General features: G+C 58.8%; 19 protein-coding genes and 1 pseudogene. 12 read left to right on the plus strand and 8 right to left on the minus strand.

Going from position 1 to position 24,878, the window contains the following annotated elements; translation table 11 throughout:
* Positions 1 to 83: 83 nt before the first annotated feature.
* The 4 genes from K7A42_RS00985 (at position 84) to K7A42_RS01000 (ending at position 3,897) form a co-directional block, all read left to right on the plus strand.
* Positions 84 to 722, plus strand: coding sequence for a TetR/AcrR family transcriptional regulator (locus K7A42_RS00985; protein ID WP_006698730.1), 639 nt, complete (start codon positions 84 to 86; stop codon positions 720 to 722).
* Positions 723 to 917: 195 nt separating this feature from the next.
* Entirely contained in the window at positions 918 to 1,592 is a 675-nt protein-coding gene (locus K7A42_RS00990; protein WP_282454661.1) for a response regulator transcription factor, read from the plus strand.
* Positions 1,593 to 1,627: 35 nt separating this feature from the next.
* A complete protein-coding gene (locus K7A42_RS00995; protein ID WP_282454695.1) occupies positions 1,628 to 3,019 on the plus strand; it encodes a sensor histidine kinase in 1,392 nt (463 codons plus the stop codon).
* A gap of 257 nt (positions 3,020 to 3,276) precedes the next feature.
* Positions 3,277 to 3,897 (plus strand): outer membrane protein, encoded by a 621-nt coding sequence (locus K7A42_RS01000; RefSeq protein WP_113380803.1) that lies wholly within the window; start codon positions 3,277 to 3,279, stop codon positions 3,895 to 3,897.
* Positions 3,898 to 3,993: 96 nt separating this feature from the next.
* On the opposite strand, the gene K7A42_RS01005 is transcribed toward K7A42_RS01000, so the two are convergent.
* The 5 genes and pseudogenes from K7A42_RS01005 to mprF all read right to left on the minus strand — a co-directional run bounded on the left by K7A42_RS01005 (position 3,994) and on the right by mprF (position 12,935).
* On the minus strand, positions 3,994 to 4,383 hold the full coding sequence (locus tag K7A42_RS01005; protein ID WP_113380802.1) for a hypothetical protein: 390 nt from the start codon (positions 4,381 to 4,383) through the stop codon (positions 3,994 to 3,996).
* Between the two features lie 287 nt (positions 4,384 to 4,670).
* Positions 4,671 to 7,064: a DUF1217 domain-containing protein gene (locus tag K7A42_RS01010; protein WP_282454662.1), complete on the minus strand. Its 2,394-nt coding sequence runs from the start codon at positions 7,062 to 7,064 to the stop codon at positions 4,671 to 4,673.
* Between the two features lie 332 nt (positions 7,065 to 7,396).
* A complete protein-coding gene (locus K7A42_RS01015; protein ID WP_004443532.1) occupies positions 7,397 to 8,728 on the minus strand; it encodes a telomere resolvase in 1,332 nt (443 codons plus the stop codon).
* A gap of 224 nt (positions 8,729 to 8,952) precedes the next feature.
* Positions 8,953 to 10,338: pseudogene (locus tag K7A42_RS01020) on the minus strand (virulence factor).
* Positions 10,335 to 12,935, minus strand: a complete 2,601-nt coding sequence (mprF, locus tag K7A42_RS01025; RefSeq protein WP_282454663.1) for a bifunctional lysylphosphatidylglycerol flippase/synthetase MprF — start codon at positions 12,933 to 12,935, stop codon at positions 10,335 to 10,337. Before mprF ends, K7A42_RS01020 begins: the two are co-directional and overlap by 4 nt.
* A gap of 276 nt (positions 12,936 to 13,211) precedes the next feature.
* Between mprF and K7A42_RS01030 the strand changes: the two genes are divergently transcribed.
* Complete coding sequence (locus K7A42_RS01030) at positions 13,212 to 13,505, plus strand: hypothetical protein (RefSeq protein WP_004443527.1); 294 nt, start codon at positions 13,212 to 13,214, stop codon at positions 13,503 to 13,505.
* Between the two features lie 58 nt (positions 13,506 to 13,563).
* Here K7A42_RS01030 and K7A42_RS01035 read toward each other — a convergent pair whose 3' ends face one another.
* Entirely contained in the window at positions 13,564 to 14,604 is a 1,041-nt protein-coding gene (locus tag K7A42_RS01035) for a dipeptidase (RefSeq protein WP_004443525.1), read from the minus strand.
* Positions 14,605 to 14,835: 231 nt separating this feature from the next.
* Between K7A42_RS01035 and K7A42_RS01040 the strand changes: the two genes are divergently transcribed.
* The 7 genes from K7A42_RS01040 to K7A42_RS01070 all read left to right on the plus strand — a co-directional run bounded on the left by K7A42_RS01040 (position 14,836) and on the right by K7A42_RS01070 (position 22,744).
* Positions 14,836 to 16,431 carry an ABC transporter substrate-binding protein gene (locus tag K7A42_RS01040; RefSeq protein WP_004443523.1) on the plus strand — a complete coding sequence of 532 codons (1,596 nt, stop codon included), beginning with the start codon at positions 14,836 to 14,838 and terminating at the stop codon, positions 16,429 to 16,431.
* Between the two features lie 2 nt (positions 16,432 to 16,433).
* Positions 16,434 to 17,447 (plus strand): ABC transporter permease, encoded by a 1,014-nt coding sequence (locus K7A42_RS01045; RefSeq protein WP_034498671.1) that lies wholly within the window; start codon positions 16,434 to 16,436, stop codon positions 17,445 to 17,447.
* Positions 17,444 to 18,346 carry a nickel transporter permease gene (gene nikC, locus K7A42_RS01050; protein ID WP_004443520.1) on the plus strand — a complete coding sequence of 301 codons (903 nt, stop codon included), beginning with the start codon at positions 17,444 to 17,446 and terminating at the stop codon, positions 18,344 to 18,346. The genes K7A42_RS01045 and nikC overlap by 4 nt, the downstream gene beginning before the upstream one ends.
* A gap of 3 nt (positions 18,347 to 18,349) precedes the next feature.
* The gene (locus K7A42_RS01055) at positions 18,350 to 19,180 is read left to right on the plus strand and encodes an ABC transporter ATP-binding protein (protein WP_004443518.1); all 831 of its coding nucleotides are present in this window, start codon (positions 18,350 to 18,352) and stop codon (positions 19,178 to 19,180) included.
* Positions 19,177 to 19,917 (plus strand): ABC transporter ATP-binding protein, encoded by a 741-nt coding sequence (locus K7A42_RS01060; protein ID WP_004443516.1) that lies wholly within the window; start codon positions 19,177 to 19,179, stop codon positions 19,915 to 19,917. Before K7A42_RS01055 ends, K7A42_RS01060 begins: the two co-directional genes overlap by 4 nt.
* Before the next feature lie 213 nt (positions 19,918 to 20,130).
* A complete protein-coding gene (locus K7A42_RS01065; RefSeq protein ID WP_282454664.1) occupies positions 20,131 to 21,642 on the plus strand; it encodes a serine hydrolase domain-containing protein in 1,512 nt (503 codons plus the stop codon).
* Positions 21,643 to 21,847: 205 nt separating this feature from the next.
* Positions 21,848 to 22,744: a LysR substrate-binding domain-containing protein gene (locus K7A42_RS01070; protein ID WP_072494812.1), complete on the plus strand. Its 897-nt coding sequence runs from the start codon at positions 21,848 to 21,850 to the stop codon at positions 22,742 to 22,744.
* Between the two features lie 55 nt (positions 22,745 to 22,799).
* Here the strand turns inward: K7A42_RS01070 and K7A42_RS01075 are convergent, their stop codons facing one another.
* Together K7A42_RS01075 and K7A42_RS01080 are read right to left on the minus strand one after the other, a co-directional pair.
* Entirely contained in the window at positions 22,800 to 23,666 is an 867-nt protein-coding gene (locus K7A42_RS01075) for a D-amino-acid transaminase (protein WP_006697595.1), read from the minus strand.
* A 20-nt stretch (positions 23,667 to 23,686) separates the two neighbouring features.
* Positions 23,687 to 24,745, minus strand: a complete 1,059-nt coding sequence (locus K7A42_RS01080) for a P1 family peptidase (protein ID WP_282454665.1) — start codon at positions 24,743 to 24,745, stop codon at positions 23,687 to 23,689.
* Positions 24,746 to 24,878 lie beyond the last annotated feature (133 nt).

The following is a 24,878-nucleotide window of genomic DNA, read 5'->3' on the forward strand; positions in this document are numbered from 1 at the left end:
TAACAAAACACCAGTGTCTATAAGTTAGACAAGAGCGTACGCCTCGCCTTGTCGCGCAGGGACTGATTTGGTACTCAACTGTCATGGACGCGACATTGAACGAAACCGGTTGGCGTGGATCGCAGGAGGGTTGGCTTGAGGCCGCCTACGAGTCCCTGCTGGAATCGGGGGTGGATTCCGTCAAGATTTTGCCGTTGGCGAAGAAGCTCAATCTCTCGCGCACCAGCTTTTACTGGTTCTTCAAGGATCGGGAGGAGTTGCTGGCGGCGCTTTTGTCCCGCTGGCGCGACAAGAACACGGGAAGCATCCTCAGGCAATCGGAGGCCTACGCGGAAACCTTGGCCGAGGCGATGCTGAACGTCTTCGATTGCTGGCTGGATCCCTCGCTTTTTGACAGCAAATTCGAATTCGCGGTGCGCAGCTGGGCGCTGCAGTCCGATGATATCCTTGCCGAGGTTCGCAAGGCGGATGCTGTGAGAATGGAGGCGCTTTCGCGCATGTTCGTCCGTTTCGGCCACCCCGAAAATACTGCGGATGTGCGCGCCCGCACCACTTATCTCGTGCAGATCGGCTACATTTCCATGCAGGCCGAGGAAGATGTGGCAGTGCGGATGAAGAGAATTGCGGATTATATCGCCATCTATACCGGCGAGGTGCCGCAACAACGGGAGCTTGATCGATTTTATGCGAGGCACGGATACAGGCCAGGCCCCGGGGCCTGACGCCCGCATGCCGATCTCGACAGGCGCGGACAACCCTCGGGACAGCGATAAGTGGCGCGGCCAACGCCTTCGATGCCAGTCGGATTACGCCGTTTGGGATGGTACAAGAAGAAGGGGCGGCCGGGCTGCAATCTATCTGCAACATTCATCAATCAGTGGTGGGGATGGCAAGAGCTCATCTTTGGGGGAAAGTCATTGCGAATCCTGCTTCTCGAGGACGAACCCGAAATGGCGCGTGCGCTGCTCGAAGCCTTGCGCCGGCGCGATGTGCTTGCCGATCATGTCAGTACCATCAGCGATGCCGATGTCCTTGCGCGTGACGGCTCCTACGATGTGCTTGTCCTGGATCGCCGCCTGCCCGATGGTGAGGGGCTGAACCTTGTATCGGCGCTTCGCCGCAGCAAACATTCCGTACCGATCCTTGTCCTGACGGCGCTTGGAAGTGTCGATCACAGCGTTGACGGGCTGGATGCCGGCGCGGATGACTATCTCGCCAAGCCTTTTGCGATAGAGGAACTGCTCGCCCGCCTCAGGGCCCTTCACAGGCGCGGCCCTTCCATTTCCGACAGATATGCGATTTTCGGAAATCTGAGCATTGATCAAAGAAGCAATGAAGTCAGCGTTGCCGGCTCCATCCTCGAGTTGCGGCGTCGGGAATATCTGGCGCTCGAAGCCCTGATGCGGCGCCCGAACCGTATCGTGACGCGGTCCAACCTGATCGAGGCGGTTTATACGCTCGACGACGAGATCGAGTCCAATGCGCTCGATGCCCACATCTCCCGTATCAGAAAGAAGCTGGCGCAGGCGGGAGCCACGGTGGAGATTAGAGCCGTGCGCAATATCGGTTATCTCATTCGAGCAAAGTCATGAGTTCGCACCACAACCAATCCCTGCGTTGGGGGCTGATGAAGCGCCTTCTCGTCCTGCAGGCTTTCTTGCTCGTTCTCTTCGTCGTTCTTCTCGTTGGCTGGATCTGGATCATCGATCCAAGGCTGGAAGGCGCCAATGAAGAGGCTGTGCGCATCATTGCGGAAAGCGTGACAAAGGATGGGCAGGGGCGGACGCAGGTGTCGGCTACACCCGATCTGGAGGCGCTGAAACAGCGCTATCGCAATCTCTGGTTCATGGTGCGGGACGCGGAAGGAATCGACCTTCGATATGGAGATATCCCCACTTCCGTCGTGACGGGGACATTTCCTTTGGGCATCGAAAGGGCGCGTCTGGAGGCTGGGGAAACAGTCCGGGCCACGATGGAGAACCGCGATACGCCCGCCGGACGGCTGCAGTTCATTGCCGGGACGGAAAAAGGTCTCGCGAATGATGGCGTGAATATCTGGATCAACATACAGCTGGATCTGGAAAAGGATGCGGATGGTGCCATTCGTTGGTTGACCGTGCTGCCGGGAATTGGGTTCATCATTCTTGTGGCCGTGGTGCCCATGTTGCTGCTGACGGGTATTGCGACATTGCTGGTGACCCCACGTGCGGTCGGCCGTTCACTGAGTGGCCTCATGGAAACGGTCACCCAAGCGCAGTCGATCAATTTCGAGAACCGGTCCGCCCGTATCGCTCGCTCGAAGGTGCCGAGTGAAATCATTCCGCTGGTGGATGCCTTCAATGTTGCCCTCTCGAAACTGGACGAGGGCTATAATCGCCGCAACCGCTTCCTGGCCGACGCCGCCCATGAACTGAGGACGCCGATTGCGATCGTGCGCGTCCGCGCCGATCTTCTTCCCGATGACGCGCTGAGCCGGCAGCTGCGGGCGGATATCGACCGGCTTACCCGCGTCGCACACCAGCTTCTCGAAATGCAGGCGGTGGGCGCGGTAGACCTGCCTGCGGAAGAGCAGGATTTGAATGTTCTCGTCGAACGCATCGCGACCGATCTTGCCCCGATTGCGATGGATGCCGGTTACGAGTTCGATTTCGAGCCGAGCGAAACAGAAGCCCTGCTGACGGTCCAGACGTCGATCATTGAGATGGCGGTCGTCAACCTCATCCGCAATGCCATCGATCACGGCGGCGGCAGGGGCGCCATTGTCGTCCGGGTGGGTGCAGCAGGAACCATAGATGTCTGCGATGAAGGTCCGGGCATACCCGTTGACGAACGCGAGCAGGTGTTCGAACCGTTCCATCGCATCAACACCAGCTCCTCCGGTGCCGGCCTTGGCCTCAATCTCGTGCAGAAAGCAGCTGAGCTGCATGGGGGCAGGGTGCTGTTCCTCGACCTTGATCCCGGCTTCTGCGTTCGGCTGGAGATCCGCTCCGTCACGCCAGGGAGCGGTGCGGGGCCATGAATCGCCTCCGGGAAGTCCGGACTCTTGAAGTTCTTAAAATAAGATTAAAGAAATAAGTATAAGCACATGAAAAATAACAATTATATTTAAATAAAACAGCCGCGTGTAATCCAGGCGCAATTCTCGCGCGGAAAATGCCCGTATCTGCTGCGCTCATTCGCACAGGAGACCATGGGAGCCGGTTTCCGGTTCTTCAACGCGAACGGAAACCCTGGCGCCTCAGATTGAGACGCCCCTGGTTTCGTCTGGAGTCATTCATGTCGTTCATTGCAAAATCGCTTGTTGCCATCAGTATTATGGCCGCACCGAGCGCCTATTCCGCTGATCTTGCCAACTACAATGCGCAGCAATTCGATTATACCAGTCCGCCAGCCTTTTCCTGGAATGGGGCTTATATCGGCGCACATGGCGGCGTCGCCTCACCAAAAGTCAATCCTCTGGCCAGTGGCCGTGGTCTGACGGGTGGCGTACAGGCCGGTTACAATTTCCAGTTCGGCTCCGGTGTCGTCGGGGCGGAGCTGGAGGGCTCGTATCTCGGCAACGAGGCGCGGGTGCCGAATGGCCGCCTGAGAGAGCGTTTTCGTGGCGCCGCCAAGCTGAAGGCCGGTGTGGCGCTTGATCGTACCCTTCTTTACGGCACCGCAGGTCTGACCACGACGAAATTCAAGGATGGAAACGGCGTTACCGGACCGGATGACTGGAAGCGGGGCTATCTCGTGGGAGCGGGTGTCGAACAGAGTTTCGGCGGCGGCCTGTCGGCCAAGTTTGAATATAACTACGTGAACACGGGAAATGTATCGACGACGACCTCCAGCGGCAGATCGAAGACGGATGTCAGCGATCACGTCGTCAAGGCGGGCCTCAACTATCGTTTCTGATCCGCTGACATGTGACGCAGAAGCATAAGACCGCCGCTTTCAGGTCGAAGCGGCGGTAAGGGGAAATGGCTCGAACGGCGAGGGGCCGTAAGAGGATCATTCGCATTCGAGTGAGGGTTGCCGGAAGCTCGTTACATACCAGTCGTTACCGGAACCGCGGGTGTAGAAAGTGTAGTAGCAATCGATGCGCTCGACATAACCAGGCGTTTCGGACACGTCGTAACGCTCGCCATGCCGCGTCGAGCGGACCTCGCCGCTTGATGATCCGGCCACAACCTGCGTCTTGTTCTTGCGCCACTGATAGGCCTGCTGGCCGGGGCCGAGGCTATAGACATTGTCAGGCGGCCCATAGTCCAGCATCACGCTGGTGATGGGTGCGCCGACATAAGTTTTCATCACGGTTGATGCGCAGGCTGTGAGCAAGAGCGATGTGGCGGCGATGAGGGTGATTGCCGGCGGGACTGCAAGTGATGACCTGTCGGACATGGGAATTCCTTTCAGCTGCGGTAAATTTCAGCAGGGATAGGAACAGGTCATTGCAGGTACATTACACTAGCAGACGGCGCGATGGACGGTCGTCTCGACGGGCCCGTGCTTCAGCGGGGCGCACCTGAACGGAATTTCGGCTTTGGTGCGCTGACAGGCTGTTGTTGACTGTGATGATACTGCTCTACAGCACCAGGGCTACGGGCGGGATTGACCGCCCTGACACGGGCCGCGGAGCCAGTATCAGCTTCCATCCGAGAGCCAGCCAGCCTTTTCAGGCAGACGAGTTAGCGGCTGCGGGCGTTCCGAAGCTGGGCGAGGGTTGCCAGCGTATTGCCGCTGATGGACATTTTGCCATTGCCGAACAAGTCGAGACGGGGATCGGAAGGCGAATTGTTCATTTCATACCTCAGCAAAAAGCGGTCAATCAGCTTGTCGACCTTGCCGGCTTCCTGCAGGTCCCTCATCTTCAGTTTCTTTTCGATCATCTTTGCCTGCATCTCGACCTTGGAATTCGCGGTTTCCGCGGGAATTCCAAGGGCGGTGCGGGTGAATTCCGAAAGCGCATTGTCAGCCAGTATGTCGTAGGCATTGGAAATGCCTCCGGCCATCCGCTTGAAATAGAGAGCAAGACGAACACCGGCGTTTTCTTCTCCCGCCCTTTCCTCCAGCGTCTGCCGAACGTATTTGTCACGCGTTTCCATCAGGCCGCGGTTGTTCTGGACATGCTGGCTGGCTGTCGCGCGAATATTCCCCTTGGTGTCGAAGTTGAAGGAACCGGCAAGCGCGCGAAAGCGGGGATCCTTTTCGGTGTTGGCGAAGCTTTTCGGGTCCTTGAGGTCGGATTTGAAGATCTTTTTCAGATAATCGGTGCTGACCGATTTGGGGTCGATGCGTTCGGCAACAAGCATGAAATCCACCAGACGACGGTCGGCAAGCAACTGATCAACGGTTTCCAACGTCTCCATCTGCTGGCGGTAATAGGCGGCCTCCGTCTTTGCCTTTTCCTTTATCTTGTCTTTGCTGTTTTTCTGGCGATAGGCGGCGAGTTCCTCATCCTGCTTGCCTGTTGTCTCCCTGCTCTTCGAGGCCGTGTTCCATCGGGTCATTTCGAGAACGTAGTTCCGGGAGATGCGGGTAATCTCGTTTTCGGCCTGGGCCAGCCGTGGCGAGCCTATCCTGCCTTCGGCATCGGAATTGTAGGCTTTCGCCAGCCGGACGAACCTTTCGTCTTTGAGGCTGCGGACATAACTTTTCGGGTCCGACAGGTCACTGGTGAAGACCTTCTTCAACTTGAACGTGGAAACCTCTTCGGGGCTGATGTTGAATGCCTTCAGCGCGAAATTGCGAATGGTAACGGCTGCCGGTGCAGCGGAGAGGAAGTCCTCCAGGTTTTTCGTCAGGCCGATATAGCGTTTGTAGTCCTTGATCGTCTTTTGGTCCGCCGCCTCCTGTGCGTCGTCGTAGCGGCTAAAATAAAGTGTCATCATCGTACTGAGCTGGGCGGCGGTCTGGATCGTCTTTCCGGCAGCGATCTTGCCTTCCCGGTCGAAATTGAACGCTCTCGCAAGATCAATGAAGCCTTTGTCCTTTTCGGTGTGAAGCGCGCTTTGCGGATCGTCGGGATTTTCGCGAAGCGCCCACTGGATTTTCCTGTCGGTATCGGTGTCGTCCCTGAGGTTGAAGGCGACGATCAACATCGTTCTAAGACGGGAATTGGATATGAGTTGTCCGGCATCGGTAATCTCGTTCATCTTTTGCGCGAAGAAGTCGCGATTGAGAACTGCGCCGGTCTGCGTCAGGCGAGGATACGATAAAACATAGGTTTCGTTGATCAGCCGCTTCTGGGTTGCCGTCTGCGCTTTCGTGCCGTCATCCACCAAACCGTCATCGCGGAAATTAAACGCTGCCGCCATTTCGAAGAGCTTGTGTGCATTGGCGATGCGCTTGTTGTACTGGCCGAGCAGATAATCGATTTTGGCCAGCGACGCCTTATCGGCGGAGGGGACTTTTGCGCGTTCGATGCGCAGATCGGCGGTCTTTGCCTGCCATTCCTCGACCAGAGGTTTGTAGGTGCTGTTGACGTAACTGTCGGCGCTGCTGATATCGCTGGTCAGAACATCCCGCAGATGTTTGTAGTTGAAGGCTTCGGCGTCGATGCCGAAGGATTTGAAAACATAGTCCCGCAACCGCGTGTTTTTGAAGATGTCATCCACATGGCCGACCGTGTCGATGACGATGTTGTAATACCGCGTTTCCTCCTTCAGTTCGTCGTCTCGTTGTTTGTGTGCATCGTGATAGGCGGCAACCAGCCGGTCCTGCTGGGTTTGCGTTTGAACCGTTTTTTCCGATTTGATAGTGCCGAAATCAAACGCCGCCGCGAAGTCGCGGTAGCGGGTGTCCTTCAGCTTGTTGGCGAAACTGTTCGGGTCGTTGAGATTGCTTTCCAGCACCTTCTTCATGAAGGCGGCGGCATAGGTCATCTCGCCCAGGCCATAGGCCTTCATGGCGTAGGAATATAGCCTGTGGTCCTTCAGAAACTCATCGAGATTTTTGATCTTGCCAATATTGTCGGCGTAATATTTGGCGTCGCGCGATACGATCGGATCGTTTGCGACGCGTTTCAGTGACGATGCCAGGTCGCGATTATAGAGGGTGTAAGTTGTATATGCGGGCAGCACCCCAAGCCTCCGGACAATATTCATTCGTGAAAACTGTCAATATTGTTTCGGATATAACTTGTGTGTGGCTGTATTTATTTAATTTATACTTCATATAATTCTTTAGTGTTTAATTTATAAAATATTGATTCATTTAATTATTTTGTTCGCAGCGGTGTCGGTACAATACATCGTGGCTGGACGTAGTAGAAAAATCGGCGGTTTATCTAAAGCAGGGGAACGGGAGCGCGCGCCCGGATCGGGGCGCAACGGCATGTCGAAATCTCCGCGGGGACAGTCCTGCGCGTCGGGTTATCCATCGCGTGCTTGGCCGCAAGGCAGGTGCGGCTGCGCTATGGATTGCTGCGGGAAACCGGCGCAATGGCGGCCATTTGCTGCAATGCCCGCTCGTTCGTCCGCTTTGCCCGTGCAAGCGCATCGTCTCGATCTTCCGGCAGCGTGTAGGTCATATAGGAGAGGGAGGTTTCGAGATCGTTGTTGTTATGCCCCAGAATGGCGGCGAAATAGCTGTTCTTGGTCACGTGGGGAGGTGCGAAATTATGATAAGCCACCTCCGCATAGAGATGCCGAAGACCATAGGGCTTGGGAAGCTCCTCCTTCGGCCAGAGATCTTCGAACAGGTTAAAAACCGTGTCCCTGAGCAGCAGGCGCGTCTCCGATGAAAAATCATCGATCGACATGCCATGCCACAATTTTCCCTGCCCGCTTTCGCGCAGGCGCTTGTAGGCGGCAAGAATGGTTTCCGAGCGGGCAAGCACCGGGATCTCATAGGTCACACCGTATTTCGTTCCCTCGCCCTGTTTTGTCTTGGCCTGGCCGTTGAACAGGACGCTCCATTTGGAAATGCCCTTGCCATAGGGAGCAGGCGAAAATTCCGCCTGGGTAAAGACTTCGTAGGGTCGGCGTCCGGTCATGCCGATCAGGCCGATGCCGATCATCAGGGGATCGGCTGACAGGAGTTTGTCGGCACAGATCTTCAGAACCTGGCGGTAATTCTCGAAGGTGATCAGCGCGCCGTGCTTTCTGGCGATCTTCTCCATCTTCACCCGTCGCGCATCGTCATACATCGCAGCGTCGCCGGTGGCGATTTTCAGCATCGGGTGATCGTCGCCAAACGCCTCGCGGATGGCGTTGCGATATTTGGTGATGTAGGAGATGATCGTTGTCTGGGCTCTGCCCTTCATGGTGCTGATTTCAGCATTCCACAGGGTCTGCATCTCTTCTTTCGTGCCCATGCCGTTCATCGCAGAAATGAAATCCGCGATGCGCAGAAGAACGGTGGGTTTGCGTCCGGCTGTATTAAATTCCGCGCGTTCGATTTTCTCGACGATCGAGGTTGCTACGCCCGTTTTCGGATAGTCGGCACGTTCGATGTAGGTTTTCAGCCGCTCGCGCAGTTTTTTCATGTTGCAAATGGCAAGCGGCGTGCTCTTGGGACCGAATTCGGCCTTCAAGGCGTTACGGTACTTCATGATGTAAAGTTCGAGAGTCTTTTCGGTGCGCCCATTGTCGAAATGGTAGCGGACCTCGGCGTCCCACAGATCGCGGATCTTTCTGTTGCGCGAGGCGTCGTCGTTTTTCATCGCCTCTTTGACTTGTGCGACAAAGTGGTCGATGCGTTCCACCAGGACCGGCGTTTTTGTTTTTCGTTTTGAGGAAAGCATGCGGCGGCTCCCTGAACCGGTCCGGATATATAAATCGATGGTTTGCGATCAACAGCAGCAGGATTGCAGAAATAGATCAACATCCACTGCAGTCCGGTTCTTTTGAATAATAGTTTAGGCGATTCCGCAAGCGCGATGCGGAAAAGCGTCGGCGGTCCATTCGCCGCCAAGGATTGTCGAGGGCTCCTGTCGTAGCCCGGGTCAAGGTGGTGAGTGAGACGCCGTTATTTCGGCAGCCGGGTCTTCAGCGACGTCACGATACGCTTGGCCAACCCTTCATAATCCTCGTCAAAGTGGTGGCCGCCCTCGATGCCGACCGCCTCCACGCCCTTGGCTTTCAGGCCGGGGCAGGGGTCTTCGTCTTCTTCTTCCGTGCCATATATGCATTGCACCAGCTTCGGATCGATCTTCGCGATGTCATCGACCGTTTTGCCGCCCTTGCCTTCGCCGGCCACGCCAAGCCAGCCTTCGACGGAAATTTCGAAATCCACTTCGGTGGAAAGACCCATCAGGGTCAGCTGCACGACATGCGATTTGTCGCGGTCGGGCAGCAGATTATAGGTGGCGGGGATAATATCGGCACCGAAGGAATAGCCGATCAACACCACATTGCGGACTTTCCATTCCTTGCGATAGGTATCGATGATGCGGCCGAGATCGCTTGCGACCTCCTGTGGTTTCTTTTCCTTTCAGAAATAGCGGAGTGAATCGACGCCGATGACGGGTATGCCTTCCTTCTGGAAGGCGCCGCCCACTTCTTCGTCAAGATCGCGCCAGCCGCCGTCGCCGGAATAGATCACCGCCATGGTGTCCATGACAGGGCTGGTTTCCAGAACCTTGATCGGCAGGCCGAGCGGACTGTCGGTGTCGCCTGCGGCGTCGACCTGGTCGGAGAGGGTCTGGGTCAGAACCTCGTCCGCCTTATCATCCACATCCGTCACGTCGATATCGGGATGCAGCTTGACAAGCGCGTTGACGTGGTCGCGGCCCTTCTGATCCGCAGCAGAGGTGAACAGCACGCTGACGGGGGCAGGAAGGGGACCGTCGGTCAGACCATAAACGGTTTCGCCATCCACTTTATCCTTGGTGGCGGGGGTACAGAGGATCTTCTCGAGAGGCAGGCCGGCCTTGGGGTCCACGGCGATGGCCTCCCGCACGGTGGAGACAGGGCTCTGCGCAATCATCGCCAGCGCCAGCGTTCCGCCCTTGCCGATGCCGGAAAGGATGGGCTGGCGATAGCTGCTGGTGCCAGCGGTGCGCTGGATCTGCTGCGAGAGTGACTCGATGTCCGAGATCATATAGATGCACTCGTCATCGTCGGCCTCGAGCGCCTTCAGATATTCCTTGAAGTCGATGCCGACCACGGCGGCGCCCTTTTCTACCAGCGCCTTGGCACGGGTCTCATCGGCCGCCGACCATCCGTCCGCATCGGAAATCAGGAAGACGCTGGCGAGGATGTCGCCATCAGGCACCATGATGTGCCCGGCGGGGATCATGCCGGTTTCGTATGCGGGCTTGTCCTCAGCAAAAACGGCGCTAGAAACGAACAAGGGGGATGCAAACAGGGCGGAGGCGGCCAGAACTGCTTTGAGCATGCTGAATCTTCTCATTTTCCGATCACTCCTCTGACACCGCCGCTGATCAGAACCGTCGCATCCATCAGCGCCAGAGCGGCATCTGCACCGTTCTGTACGGCGAGGTAACGCGGTTCCCATTTCGGGTGGAACTTGGCCTTGAAGGCGCGAAGCCCCTTGAAGTTGTAGAATCGTTCACCGTGTTCGAACAGTGTGCTGCCGATCCGGTCCCAGACGGGCGCCGCGTCGCGTTTAGACATGCCGGACATGGGCGCCATGCCGAGATTGAAGCTCTCGTAACCGGCCTCGCGCAGATATTGCATGATGCTGACGAAGAGAAAGTCCATCGAGCCGCGCGGCGCATCCGGGGAAAAGCGCATGAGATCGACGGTGGCTTCCTTTTTCGTATCCGTCACCATCAGATTGGCGAAGGCGGTGATCTTTCCATCCTTGCGCAGCACGGCAACGGGTTGCGACAGAATGTAGTCCGGCTCGAAAGCACCGAGCGAAAAGCGTTTTTCGCGGGTGTTATGGTGGGCGAGCCAGCCGTCGGAAACCTGTTTCAGCTCTTCCAGAACATCCTGCACCTGGGTCTTTTCGATGACCTCGAAGGTCAGCCCGTCGCGCGCGCCGCGGCTCAGCGACTGGCGAAGATTGGCAAGCTTGCCACCTTTGAGTTCGAATGCGGTGAGATCGACCAGGGCCAGTTCGCCCAGCTTGAAGGCGCGCAGACCCGCATCGGCGCAATGGGACAGCAGGAAGGGCGAAATCTGATAGAAGGCGGCACGTGCGCCAGCGGCACGGGCTCCTTCGACGAATTGCCACACGAGGTCAGGGAAATCATCTTCATCGCCGACCGGATCGGCAAACGCGATCCATGAGCGGCCCTGAATGCCGTACATGATGAAGGCATTGCCGCTTTCGGAAAACATCACGTGCTTGTCGCCCATGCGCACCAGATTGGCATCGGCCGCATCCTGCTTCATGACAATGTCTGTAGCACTTGCGATATCTTCGGCCTTGATGGCATCCGGGCGGAAGGCTACCGGCCTCATGAGGCTGAAGATGGCGATGGTGGAGGAGGCAAGCACGAGGCCTAAAAGGGCGCGCAGTCCGCGTGGCGCTTCCTCGGAGAATTCGAACTGCCACCAGAGCGTATGGCTGTAATCGGTATCGCGATAGACGAAGAGAAGGATGGTGGCCGCGCCGGCGACGATGACGGCCATGGCCGCGAGCCAGCTTGGCCCGAGCGCCTGTTTGACCAGAGAAGCGTGACGGTTGAAGCTGCGCATGTTGGCGGCGAGCGCGACGATGAACAAGCCGAGAAAGATCGCTTCGAAAACCGCGATCGCCTTGAGAAGCGAGAGAATGAGCGCCAGAGATGCCGCAACGAGGGCGATCCACCATGCGCCATCCAGTCTCTGCCCCAAGCCGCGGGAGGCGACGACGAGGCCAAGGCCGAGAATGCTGGTCAGAAAGTGAGCGGCCTCGATGATAGGCAACGGGACGAAGTTCGAGAGGAAATCCAGGTTGCTGCCCGGCGTCGGTGTCACGCTCGAGAAAATCAGCATGGTGCCGAGAATGATCGCGAATGTGGAGAGCAGCGGTGGCGCCAGCCGCACGGCAAGCTGGCTGATATCGAATACAACGGGCTTTGCCGCAAACTGCTTCATTTCCGAAACGATCATCACCAGAATGGCGACCACCAGCGGCAGCACGTGGTAAATGACGCGATAGAGAACGAGGCTTCCGAGCAGCTGATCAACGCTGATCGCATTGCCGAGACCGGCAACCATCACGGTTTCGAAGACCCCGAGGCCGGCGGGCACGTGGCTGAGAACGCCAAGCCCCACGGCCGTGGCATAGATCGCGAAGAAGGTCGGCCAGCCGAGATGCGTTTCCGGCAAGAGCACGTAAAGAACGGAAGCCGAAGCGGCGATGTCGAATGCAGACACCAGGAACTGCCGCGAAGACGTACGGCTGTCTGGAAGGCGCAGCCGCCATTTGCCGAGGCGTATCGCCCTGCCATTGCGCCCGATATAGGCCGTGGCCACGAGAATGGCGATGACGGCGAGCGCCGCGCCTCTCAGCACGAGCGGGTCGAAACCGATGATTGCGGCGATGCGGGGCGCGACGATGAAGGTTGAAAGCGCGCTCACCGACAAAAGCCCAAGGCCGAACGACAGCGTGACGAAGGCGATGACCCGTGCGATGTCTCCCGGGGAAAGCCCCAGCCGGGAATAGGCGCGGAAGCGGATGGCGCCGCCGCTCAGCGGCCCGAAGCCAGCGGTGTTGCCGATGGCATAGGCCGCGAAGGCCGTGACCGCCATTGACGGAAACCGCACTTTCTTGCCGACATATTCGATGGCATTGGCATCATAAAAAATCAGTGACAGGAAGCTCAGCGCGGTAAAGACGATAGCAAGAAGAACCGAGGAAAAAGACGTGTCGAGAAGGGCCGCAATCACATCGTCGTATCTTACTTCCGAGGTGAGACGATAAATTGCAAACGTCATCATCACGAAGATGAGCGTTATGGCCGCGGCCGTCAGGTAGGCACGGTTCCTGGCAAAAAAGCTTTCAACCGCGGAGTCGGCAATATCGGTCTCTGTAATTTCGCTCTTGTCTGCCATTTATCTTTTCCAGCGCCGTCCCGTCGGTTGGCGAACCACAGGATTGTGTCGCTAATTCGTTTCAGTTGCGGAAATTTGCTTAGCAGAAATGCGTGACGTGTCGATGTGAAGTTTGGACAGGTTTCCGGATGATTTTGCCAATTATATTCCGATGAATGCAACCACGAAATGTGCGATTTCCGAGTTTGATGAAAACGCGACGAAATTGATCGCGCCGGTTGCTTGGTGGCGGCATTTGATGCAACTACACGCTCCTTTGGATTGAAGGAGATACCAATGAACACGCCCACAAGAATAGTCGTTTCACTCGTCGTCGCGCTCGTGGCGGGCGCCGGATACATGGCGGTGGACAAGATGCGCGGTGCCGAATGGGTCGTTTCGCCGCAGCAGATTGCCGAGGCTAAGGCAAAGGGCCAGATGGGTTATGAATCGCAGCCGGGAACCGTAACCGTGCTGCCGATCCGCAGCGAGACGGCGGACGTGCTGCCGATGAAATGGGCCATGATCGGGCTGGTGGCCGGGCTTCTGACCTTCCGTGCGACCGGCAGGAAAAAAGCGGCAAAGGCCTGAAGGCCCGCCGCTTTCTGTCTCCGGCGCTTTGCGCCGGGGATGAAACTTTATTTTTGGCTCACGCGCCCCAGGTCTTTTCCAGCACCCGAATCCAGTTGCCGTGGCAGATTTTGGCAAGCGCCACGTCGTCATAACCGCTCTTGCGCATCGCTTCGACCAGCAATTGCAGATCGGCCGCATCCTTCATGGCGGCGGGTATGGTGGTGCCGTCGAAATCCGAACCGAGCGCCACGTGATCGATGCCGATGCGGTTCACGATGTAGTCCACATGGCGAACGAGTTCGTTGAGATCGGTATCCGGGTTCTTCACGCCGTCCTGACGCAGGAACAAGACACCAAAGTTGATGCCAGCGAGGCCACCCGTATCGCGGATGGCGTCCAGCTGACGATCCGTCAAGTTGCGGCTGTGGTTACAGATTGCGTAAGCGTTGGAGTGTGATGCCACCAGCGGTGCATCCGATATCCTGGCGATGTCCCAGAAACCCTGTTCGTTCATATGCGACAGGTCGACCAAGATCTTCAGTTCGTTGCAGGTCTTTATCAGCCGCTTGCCGGCATCCGTCAGGCCCGGGCCGATATCCGGTGTTGAGGGGAAACGGAAGGGAACGCCGTAGGCGAAGATGTTCGGGCGGCTCCAGACCGGTCCGAGTGTGCGCAGGCCCGCCTCGTGAAGAACGTGGAGGGCATCGAGATCAGCACCGATCGCTTCTGCGCCTTCGATATGGAAGACGGAGGCGAAGGCGCCCTCGGCCATGGCCTTGCGGATATCGGCGGCCGTGCGGCAGACCTTCAGCGCGCCCTTTGACTGCTTCTCGGCCCGGAACAAAAGGCCCGCCATGGCAAGCGTCGCCTTCAGCGCATCCGCCTCGGTGGGCGTCGGGTAGTCGCCGTTGGCGTCCTTATCCATGCTGGGCGAAGGTACATAGACGGCGCAGAGGCCACCGGCGAGGCCGCCTTTTTTTGCACGAGGCAGATCGATATGGCCGACGGTATCGCCTTCGATCAGAAGTGTTTCGGGAGAAGCGTTGCCCGATCGCCATAACCGCAAAAGCACATCATTGTGGCCGTCGAAGACGGGTACGGTTTTTTGATCAGTCATGGTCTCACCTTCGGAAATGGGATTGCGCGGACGCGCCTGCGGACAAGTTTTCGGAATTGGTAGAGGAAAGGTCAAGGCGGGAGCAAATGCAATCCGTGCATAGGCTCTGCCAAATTTGGAATTGGTCGGGCCTCGTTTGCTCGTGGTAATCGCGGGAAAACATAAAAAAAACGACTGGATTGGGGCAAACCCACCATTTTCCGAAAAATAAGGTCCGAAAGGGGATTTTCGATGATTTCAAGACGCAACCTGTTGATTGCCGGCGCCGCCGTTCCGTTCCTGTCCTATGCGCGCATCCCGGCCTTCGCCGCCACGCCGAAGGATATTCTGGTCGTTGCGCAGCAGCTGGACAACATGACGAGCCTTGACCCACATGAAGGTTTCGAGGCTGTCGGCGGTGAAATCATCTCCAACATGTATCAGAAGCTGGTGCGCGCCAACCGCGAGGATTCCACCAAGGTCGATCCCGTCATCGCCAAGTCGTGGGAAGCCGATGCGGACAGCAAGGTCTTCACCTTCACCATCGGCGACGACGCGACCTTCTCGAGCGGCGCCAAGGTCACGGCGGAAGACGTTGCCTTCTCGCTGCAGCGCGCCATCAAGATGAACAAGAGCCCGGCCTTCATCATAAGCCAGTTCGGCTTTGCGCCTGACAATGTCGAGACGACCATTGTTGCCGCCGACGAGAAGACGGTGAAGCTGACGACGGCGAGGCCGACCGCCATCTCCTTCCTGCTTTATTGCCTCTCGGCCAATATTGGCGCGATCGTCGAAAAGAAGGTGGTTCTTGCCAATGCTTCCGGTGAAGACCTCGGCAATGGCTGGCTGCAGAAGAACAGCGCCGGTTCCGGCGATTTCGTGCTGCAGGCCTGGAAACCCAGCGAAAGCGTCGCGCTCAACGTCAACCCGAACGGTCCCTACAAGGGCAACATCAAGCGTATCATCCTGCGCCACGTCACCGATCCGTCTTCCCAGCTGCTGATGCTGCAGAAGGGCGATATCGACATTGCCCGTGACCTGACCTCGGAGCAGCTGCGTACCGTCAAGGACGACGCCAATATCGAGCTGGAGCGCAAGTCCATCGCTTCGCTGGTGCTGATCTCGCTCAACCAGGGCAATGAGAACCTTGCGAAGCCGCAGGTCTGGCAAGCGATCAAGTGGGCGCTGGACTACAAGGGCATGCAGGAAAACATCGTGCCGCTGACGCACGAAATCCACCAGAGCTTCGAGCCGAAGGGCTTCCCCGGCGCCGTCAACGACATTCCGTTCCAGCGCGATGTCGAAAAGGCCAAGGCACTGATGGCCGAAGCCGGCCTTGCCGATGGTTTCGAAATCAGCATGGACCATTATTCCGCCCAGCCTTATCCGGATCTGGCGCAGGCCATCCAGGCAAACCTTGCCGATATCGGCATCAAGGTACGCCTGCAATCGGCCGAGAACCGCCAGGTTCTGACCAAGATGCGCGCCCGCGAACACCAGATGGCGCTGTCGGCCTGGGGCACGGATTATTTCGATCCGCATTCCAACGCCGATGTCTTCAACATCAACAAGGACAATGGCGACGACGCCAAGTCGAAGCCCTTCCTGTGGCGTTCGCGCTTCAAGAACGACGACTTTGCCGCCAAGGCGGAAGCCGCGCGTGACGAGAAGGATCCTGCAAAGCGCGTGGAGCTTTATGAAGCCCTGCAGCGCGAACACATGGAAAACAGCCCCTTCGTGTTCATGTTCCAGACCACCAAGACGGCAGCCTTCCGCAAGGGCGTTTCCGGTTTCGAACTCGGCGTTCTCTCTGAGGGCAATTCCTACCACGATGCGAAGAAAGCGTGACATTGAACAAGCGCGTTAAAAGCATATCGTCGATACTGAGCAGCGTCCTCCTGACGCTGTTCGGTTTGATGATCATCACCTTCATGATCGGGCGCGTCATGCCCGTCGATCCCGTCATCGCGGCGGTCGGCGACAATGCGCCCGAAGACGTCATCGTGCGGGTCCGGGCCGAAATGGGTCTCGACCAGCCGCTGGTCGTGCAGTTTTTCCATTATGTCACGCAGGTTCTGCATGGCGATTTCGGCAATTCGATCCTGACCCGCAATCCGGTCTGGATCGATATCAAGCGCGTTTTCCCCGCCACCTTCGAACTTGCCACCGCAGCGCTCATTCTTGCCGCGCTGATCGGCATTCCGCTTGGTGTCTGGGCCGCCGTCAAGCAGGGCAAGCTGACGGATCAGGTCATCCGCGTCGTCTGCCTTGCCGGCCACTCGGTGCCGGTCTTCATGCTGGCGCTGATTTCGCTGCTCGTCTTTTACGCGACGCTTGGCGTCGCACCGGGGCCGGGGCGTCAGGACATCATCTATGACGGCATGATCACGCAGGTTACCGGCCTGATGACGGTCGACACGCTGCTTGCGGGCGACTGGGACGCCTTTTACGACGCCATCGCCCATATGGTGCAGCCCGTCTGCATTCTCGCCTATTTCAGCATGGCCTATATCACCCGCATGACGCGCGCCTTCATGATCGATGCGTTGAAGGGCGAATATGTCATCACCGCCCGCGCCAAGGGGCTTTCTGCCATGACCGTGATCTGGGGACACGCCTTCCCGACGGTCGCCGTGCAGCTCGTCACGGTTCTCGCGCTCACCTATGCCGGCCTTCTCGAAGGCGCCGTGGTGACGGAAACCGTCTTCAGCTGGCCGGGCCTTGGTCAATATCTCACCGTCTCGCTCATGAACGCGGACATGAACCCCGTCGTCGGAGCAACCCTGTTGATCGGCTTCATCTATGTCGCCCTCAACCTGCTCGCAGACGTGCTTTACAGAGTTATGGATCCTCGCGTTCGATGATGTTAGCTAATTTCAGAAACTGGGCGCTGGATGAGACGCCGCATTCGCGAACACAGGCTGCCTGGGGCAACCGGTATCGCATCTGGCTCAACCTCAAGTCCAATCCGCTGGCGGTGGTCGGTCTAACGATCATCGTCCTCTTCATCGCGCTGTCGCTGCTGGCGCCGCTGCTCGCTCCCTACGATCCGGCGACGCAGAACCTCGGCAACCGCCTGGCGTTCCCGAGCGCCGAGCACTGGTTCGGCACGGACGAACTCGGCCGCGACATTCTCTCGCGTATTCTCTACGGTGGTCGCGTCACGCTTGGCATGGTCATTGCCGTCGTCGTTCTCGTCGCCCCCATCGGTCTCGCCATCGGCTGCATCGCCGGATATTTCGGCGGCATCGTCGATACGGTGCTGATGCGCGTGACGGACGTGTTTCTAGCGTTTCCGCGGCTCATCCTTGCGCTGGCCTTTGTCGCGGCGCTGAAACCGGGCGTCGAAAGCGCCATTCTCGCCATCGCGCTCACCGCCTGGCCGCCTTATGCGCGTCTGGCCCGCGCCGAAACCATGACGGTGCGCGGCAGCGACTTCGTCGCGGCCTATCGCCTGACCGGTGCTTCCGCCTGGCGCATCATCGCCCGTCATATCGCGCCGCTCTGCGTGCCGAGCCTTATCGTGCGCATCACGCTCGACATGAGCTCCATCATCATCACCGCCGCCAGCCTCGGCTTCCTCGGCATGGGCGCGCAGCCGCCTTCGCCGGAATGGGGCGCGATGATTGCGACAGCCAAGCGCTTCATCTTCGAACAATGGTGGGTCGCCACCATTCCCGGTATCGCCATCTTCCTCGTTTCGCTCGCCTTCAACTTCCTCGGCGATGGCCTGCGCGACGTTCTCGACCCGAAGGGACATTGAGCCATGCTGGTCGAAATCGAAAATCTGAAGATCGCCTTCCAGACCCGCACCAGCCGTTTCGAGGCGGTGCGTGGTGTCTCCATGAAACTCGGAACCGAAAAACTCGGCATCGTCGGCGAATCCGGTTCCGGCAAGAGCCTGACGGCGCGGGCGCTGATGAAGCTCCTGCCCTCCAATGCCGATATCCGCGCCGACAAGCTCGCCTTCGATGGCATCGACGTGCTGTCCGCCAGCGAAAGGCAGATGCGCCAGATCCGCGGCAAGCGGGCCGGCTTCATCCTGCAGGACCCGAAATATTCGCTGAACCCGGTGAAGACTATTGGTGCGCAGGTAGCCGAAGCATGGCGCACCCACAAGGGCGGCAGCAAGCGAGCCGCCATGGAAGCGGCAATCGCGCTGCTCGATCAGGTGAAAATCCGCAATCCGCGTCAGGTCGCCTCGTCCTATGCGCATGAGGTTTCAGGCGGTATGGGCCAGCGCGTGATGATCGCCATGATGCTCGCCCCCGATCCGGAGCTGCTGATTGCCGACGAACCGACCAGCGCGCTCGACGCCACGGTGCAGGCGGAAATCCTGCGGCTGATTGAGGAGCTGGTGTCGGAGCGGGGCATGGGTCTTATCCTCATCAGCCATGACCTGCCGCTCGTTTCTCATTTCTGCGATCGTGTTGCGGTGATGTATTCCGGCCGGGTGATGGAGGAGCTGAAGGCTTCCGAGCTTCTGAAAGCCCAGCATCCTTATACGCAGGGACTTTTGAACTGCATTCCCTCGCTGACGCATCCGCGCGAGCGTCTTCCCGTTCTCAACCGTGATGCAGCGTGGTCCAGCCAATGATCGACGTCGATAATCTCCGTATCAAGTTCGGCGACCGCGAAGTGGTGAAGGGCGTCTCCTTTTCGGTGGAAAAGGGCGGCAGCTTCGGCATCGTCGGTGAAAGCGGCTCGGGCAAGTCCACCATCCTGCGCGCCATGGCCGGCCTCAATGAAAGCTGGGAAGGGCGTATCGCCTTTGCCGGCAAGGATGCCCCTCTGCGTCGTACGCCGGAATTCTTCCGGCAGGTGCAGATGGTGTTTCAGGACCCCTACGGGTCGCTGCATCCGCGCCAGACCATCGACCGTATCCTCAGCGAACTGCCGCTGGTGCACGGCATGGACAATATCGAAAAGCGCATCCAGCAGGCGCTCTCGGATGTGGCGCTGCCGCAGGCGGTGCGGTTCCGTTTTCCGCATCAGCTTTCCGGCGGCCAGCGCCAGCGCGTGGCGATTGCCCGCGCCTTGATCGCCGATCCGCAGGTGCTGCTGCTTGATGAGCCGACTTCAGCGCTCGATGTCTCGGTGCAGGCGGAAATCCTCAACCTGTTGCAGGACCTGCGTGCCGCGCGCAACCTTACCTATATTCTCGTCAGCCACAATCTGGCTGTCATTGCGCATCTTTGCCCGCAGGTGGGCGTGATGTTGAATGGGGAGATGGTGGAGCAGCTGAGCGCGGGTGATCTACGCGAGGGACGGACGAAACATCCGCATACGGAAGAGCTGCGTAGCCTGAGCATCCGGCTGGAAGAGCCGGCCTGAGTCCACGCGACCGTGGATCGAGCGGGTGCCGCTCGCTTCTTCTCCCCGCCGGGGAGAAGTCCGCGGCAGCGGGATGAGGGGGCCAGCTCTCCGCATATCGCTGGCGTCGCCCCCTCATCCAGCCCTTCGGGCCACCTTCTCCCCGGCGGGGCGAAGAAACAAGCGGCGGTGCCGAGGCTTTTCTGTAAAGACGACGAGATAAGAGACCAAACCATGCCACAGCAACTGGACTGGAACGCCGCGTCAGCCCTTTCAGAGACCTTCGTCTCGCAGTGGACAGGCAACGAGCCGGGCGGGGCGGTCATCGGTTTTGATCTCGATGGCATCCGTTTTACCCATGCCGGCGGTGTCGAGAGCCTCTCGACCTTTGCGCCCTTCACGCCGCAGAGCGTGGTGCGGTATGCCTCCGTCACGAAACACGTTTTCTGCGCCATGGTGCTGGCCAATGCAGATCTGATCGGGCTCGACGATCCGCTCGGCAAACATCTGCCGGAGCTGCAATCGCCGCTCCGCGATGTCACGGTCGGGCAGGCGCTGGATATGAGCGGCGGCCTGCCGGATACGCGCGAGTGTCTCTCCTTGCTTGGGCTTTCCGTCTATACCGAAACGAAGGCCGGACCGCTTCTCGAATACCTGTCCCGGCTGACCCGGCTGAATTTCGATGCCGGCAGCGAAGTTTCCTATTCCAATACCGGTTACCGTCTGGTGGAAGCGGCGCTGGAACGCAATGGTTTCCGTTTTGACGATTTCGTGCAGCAGCATATTGCCGCGCCGTTCGACGTGTTTCTGAAAGCGCCTGACGTCTGGAACGATCCGGTCAACGGCCTGGTGCCGGGTTACTGGAAGTCTGAAGAGAACTGGCAGCTTTCTGCTGCCGGACTGCATATCTCCGCATCCGGCAGCCTTGCAGGCAGTGCCGACGCGCTGGCTCGCTGGCTGCAGGGGCTGATGCGGGGCGAGGGCAGCTTTGCGGGTGTTCTCGACAGGCTTTCGGCTGAGCGGCCGCTCGCCGACGGGCGGATGAGCGAATATGGCCTCGGTCTGCGCTGGTCGCATTTGGGCGGCCGCCGGTTTGTCGGCCACGGCGGTTCTCATCCCGGCTACAAAACTTACTTCCTGCTCGATCCCGAAAACGGCACGGGATTCGTCGTGGTGTCCAATCGCGAAGATACCAACGGTTTCAAGATCGCGCTTGAAAGCATGGCGGCTTTGACCGGCCTGCCTTTGCCCAAGCCGGCCGCCAACCTGCCGGAAGGCCTCTATGTCACCGAAAGCGGTCCGTGGTGGCTGGAGATCAAGGGCGGCACATCCACCTTCATCGATGGCGATGACACGCTCTATGAAGATGTCGATGGCTGGGTTTCTTCCCGCTCCGCATCGTCGCCCATGCGTCTCAGGTTAGATGGCGATGCCATCGTCGGCGAGGCCGGTCATGCCCCGCGCCGTTTCCTGCCTGTCGGGGAGCATACGGTGCCGGATGATCTGTCGGGGTCGTGGCGTTCGGATGAGGGCGCTGAATTTTCGATCAACGGCTCCTCACTGACGATGGGTATCGGCCCCGTCCGCCGCAGCATGCCCTTGAAGGCGCTCGGCAATGGCCGTTTCCTCTTCACGCTGATTGATGGGCCATGGACGAAGCGTGTCTGCCTCAATCGTCTGGGGGACGACCGGATCGAGCTGGTTTGCAGCCGGGCGCGGATGATTGAATATTCACGGAGCCGCTAACGAGACCGAGGCCAACTCCCGCCGCGCGCCACATGCTCGGACCTCTCCAGAGGATGTGCAAGCCGAGGGATGACGAGAATGGGGCTCGGGCTATTTCCTCAACAGCCTGAAACCTTCTAACGGGTTTCAATCAGCTCCTATTCCTCCTAATAAAGAGCCGTGTTCCCGGCAGGCCGGGATGGCATCTTTGTGGGAGAACAGACCCTTGGAAGTCAAATGGCTCGAGGATTTCCTGGCGCTGGCCGGAACGCTGAATTTTTCGAAGGCGGCGGATGAGCGGCATGTGACGCAATCGGCTTTCAGCCGGCGCATCAAGCAGCTGGAAGCCTGGGTGGGCGCGACGCTGGTCGACCGGGCATCCTATCCTTCCCGGCTGACAGAGGCGGGGGCGAAATTCGTGCCTGTCGCCCAGGAAACGCTGAAACAGCTTTACCACGCACGGCGCACGCTTCTTCAGGAGGAGGGGGCGGATGCCAGGACGGTGCGGCTGACAGCGCTGCATACTTTATCCTTCACCTTCTTTCCGGATTGGCTGAAACGTGTGAACGAGAAGGCCGGGCCGCTGTTTTCGGTTCTGCGGCCCGATTCCGGCAGCATGGAGGAAAACCTCAATTCACTGGTGGACGGGCAAAGCGATTTCCTTCTGACCTATGCCCATCCCGAAGTGCCGATGTTGCTCGATGCGCAGCTTTTCGAATTCCGCGTGCTGGGCGCGGAAAAGATCATTCCCGTTTCAGCGCCCGCAAAAGACGGTTCACCGCTGCACGCGCTTCAGCAAGGTGCGAAAAAACCCTTCGCTTATCTGGATTATGAAAAAGCGTCGTTCTTCGGGCCTTTGCTTCGCGATCTTCTGAGCGCGCGGCTGCCGCAATTCGAGCGGGTGCATGAGGGCAGCATGTCGGTGGGGCTGAAGGCCATGGCGATGGCCGGCTGGGGTGTGGCCTGGGTACCGGAAAGCCTGATGCGGCACGAGCTTGATAGCGGTGCTCTGGTGCGGGCTGCAGACCCGACCTACGATATCGCGGTCGATATCAGGCTCTATCGCTCCAAGGAGAACCGCCGGCCCGTTGTCGAGCGCATCTGGGCGGTTCTCGAAGACTAGAGCATTTCCGGCCGCGGTTCTCCGACCGGAAATGCGATAAACAAAACGCGTTCGATCAGATCGCCGTGCGGCGTGCGTTTTCGAGGTAGAGCGCGCGCAGGCGGCTTACCATCGGTCCGGGCTTTCCGTTGCCTACCGGCTTGCCGTCGATCTTCGTGACCGAAACCACGAAGTTGGAGGCGCTGGTCAGGCAGGCTTCATCGGCATTCAGCGCCTCTTCCAGCGTGAAGGGGCGTTCCTCCAGCGTGAAGCCTGCTTCCTTTGCCAGTTGCAGGGCGGCGAGGCGGGTGCAGCCGGGCAGGGTCTTGTTGCTGTTGCCGCGGGTGATGATCTTCTTATCGGCGGTGACGATATAGGCGGTGGAGGACGCGCCTTCAGTGACGAAACCGTTCTCGATCATCCACGCCTCGTCACAGCCTTCGGCCTTGGCGATGCGCTTTGCCATGACCTGCGGAAGCAGGCAGACGCTCTTGATGTCGCGGCGTTCCCAGCGCTGGTCGGGAACCGACTTGACGGCGATCCCGACCTCTTCGACCGGAGTGCCGATCAGCTTCTTCGCCTGGGTGAACATGACCAGCGTCGGCTTCAGATCGGCAGAGAACAGGAAGTTGCGATCTTCCGCACCACGCGTCAGCTGCAGATAGATCATGCCTTCGACGAGATTGTTGTCGGCGATCAGGCGACGTTCGGCCTCGACGATCTCGCCGGTCGTGACCGGCAGGGCGACATCGATCTCGCGGGCGCTGCGTTCCAGCCGCGCCATATGCAGGTCGCTGTCGATCAATTTGCCTTCCAGAACGGAGGTGACCTCGTAGATGCCGTCGCCAAACAGGAATCCTCGGTCGAAGATGGAAAGGCGGGCGTCCGCTTCGGGCAGGAACTCGCCGTTGACGTAAACGATGCGACCGGATGGGCTAGTCATGAAAACTCCGTCTGGAAAAGTCAGGCTGAAAGAAGGGTTTTGAGGGTGTCGATGGAAATGGCTTCGACCGTGGAGGCCTTGCCGGTGCCGGCATTGAAGCCGGTTGTCGTTTCTGCTGCGCAGAGCGAATTGACGATCGCTTCCTCCGTCGCCTCTATCGTGGCTTCGAAGAGCGGCGAGATCGCGTCGTTGGAAAGCTCGGGGTAGTCCGTAACGGCCTTGCGGCGCGCAGGCGTGCGGCGCAGGCGCTGATCGGTGGAAAATGCCAGCGCATAATCACCGGAGCCATTGCTGAGTGCCGCACCCGTGCGGGCAAGTCCGCCGAAGCTTCTGGCCGCCAAGCGCTTCAGATTGCGGGAAGAGAGCGGCGCGTCGGTGGCGACAATGATGACGATGGAGCCATCCTTGTCCTGGTGATCAGCGCTGACATAGGGTTTGCCGCAGACCAGCAGATGGCCGCCATAGTTGGATTGTACGAGAACGCCGATGGTGTAAGCATCACCGGCAATGGTGACGAGGCGGGAGGCGGTGCCGATGCCGCCCTTCATGCCGAAGGCGACCGTGCCGGTTCCTGCGCCCACCCCGCCCTCTGCGATGGGGCCGATGGTCGCATTTTTCAACGCGGACGAGATTTCCTCGACGGTCGGGCGGCCGGCGCGGATGTCGTTCAGGCGGGAATCGTTGGTCTCGCCGACGACGGCATTGATCGAGACGACTTTTTCATTCCCCGGCTGCGCCAGCGTATGGCGGTTGATCGCCTCGATGGCACGACCGGTTGCCAGCGTATTGGTGAGGATAACTGGCGTTTCGAGTTCGCCCAATTCCTCAATCTGGGTTGAGCCTGCAAATTTGCCGAAGCCGTTATAGACGGCGAAGGCGGCGGGCACCTTGTCCTGAAACAGGTTGCCGTAATGCGGCAGGATCGCGGTTGCGCCGGTGCGTATTTTGTCTCCTTCGATGACGGTCGAATGGCCAACGGCCACCCCTTCGACATCGGTGATGGCGTTGAGCCGGCCGGTTTCGAAATGGCCGGGCCGGAAACCGATATCGCGCAGTCTCGGGCGGGTCGTCTGATGCATCGGGCGATCACTTTTGCGGCGGAATTCGGGCTGAGGTCGAGGCGAGCGCATCTTGCGAAAAGCTTTGCTCTGACTTGACGTTAGCCTAGTTCGCCGGGAAACGGCATCGCAAAAATGGAATAGTTTTATGCGG

It is taken from the genome of Agrobacterium sp. InxBP2 (assembly GCF_026191755.1).
GTDB classification, from domain to species: Bacteria; Pseudomonadota; Alphaproteobacteria; order Rhizobiales; family Rhizobiaceae; genus Agrobacterium; species Agrobacterium pusense.

Excerpts from the sequence above, each read along its gene's own strand:
- K7A42_RS00985 (WP_006698730.1), top strand. The coding sequence starts at position 84 with ATGGACGCGACATTGAACGAAACCGGTTGGCGTGGATCGCAGGAGGGT.
- K7A42_RS00995 (WP_282454695.1), top strand. The coding sequence starts at position 1,628 with ATGAAGCGCCTTCTCGTCCTGCAGGCTTTCTTGCTCGTTCTCTTCGTC.
- K7A42_RS01000 (WP_113380803.1), top strand. The coding sequence starts at position 3,277 with ATGTCGTTCATTGCAAAATCGCTTGTTGCCATCAGTATTATGGCCGCA.
- K7A42_RS01005 (WP_113380802.1), bottom strand. The coding sequence starts at position 4,383 with ATGTCCGACAGGTCATCACTTGCAGTCCCGCCGGCAATCACCCTCATC.
- K7A42_RS01015 (WP_004443532.1), bottom strand. The coding sequence starts at position 8,728 with ATGCTTTCCTCAAAACGAAAAACAAAAACGCCGGTCCTGGTGGAACGC.
- mprF (WP_282454663.1), bottom strand. The coding sequence starts at position 12,935 with ATGGCAGACAAGAGCGAAATTACAGAGACCGATATTGCCGACTCCGCG.
- K7A42_RS01030 (WP_004443527.1), top strand. The coding sequence starts at position 13,212 with ATGAACACGCCCACAAGAATAGTCGTTTCACTCGTCGTCGCGCTCGTG.
- K7A42_RS01035 (WP_004443525.1), bottom strand. The coding sequence starts at position 14,604 with ATGACTGATCAAAAAACCGTACCCGTCTTCGACGGCCACAATGATGTG.
- K7A42_RS01040 (WP_004443523.1), top strand. The coding sequence starts at position 14,836 with ATGATTTCAAGACGCAACCTGTTGATTGCCGGCGCCGCCGTTCCGTTC.
- nikC (WP_004443520.1), top strand. The coding sequence starts at position 17,444 with ATGATGTTAGCTAATTTCAGAAACTGGGCGCTGGATGAGACGCCGCAT.
- K7A42_RS01055 (WP_004443518.1), top strand. The coding sequence starts at position 18,350 with ATGCTGGTCGAAATCGAAAATCTGAAGATCGCCTTCCAGACCCGCACC.
- K7A42_RS01060 (WP_004443516.1), top strand. The coding sequence starts at position 19,177 with ATGATCGACGTCGATAATCTCCGTATCAAGTTCGGCGACCGCGAAGTG.
- K7A42_RS01065 (WP_282454664.1), top strand. The coding sequence starts at position 20,131 with ATGCCACAGCAACTGGACTGGAACGCCGCGTCAGCCCTTTCAGAGACC.
- K7A42_RS01075 (WP_006697595.1), bottom strand. The coding sequence starts at position 23,666 with ATGACTAGCCCATCCGGTCGCATCGTTTACGTCAACGGCGAGTTCCTG.
- K7A42_RS01080 (WP_282454665.1), bottom strand. The coding sequence starts at position 24,745 with ATGCATCAGACGACCCGCCCGAGACTGCGCGATATCGGTTTCCGGCCC.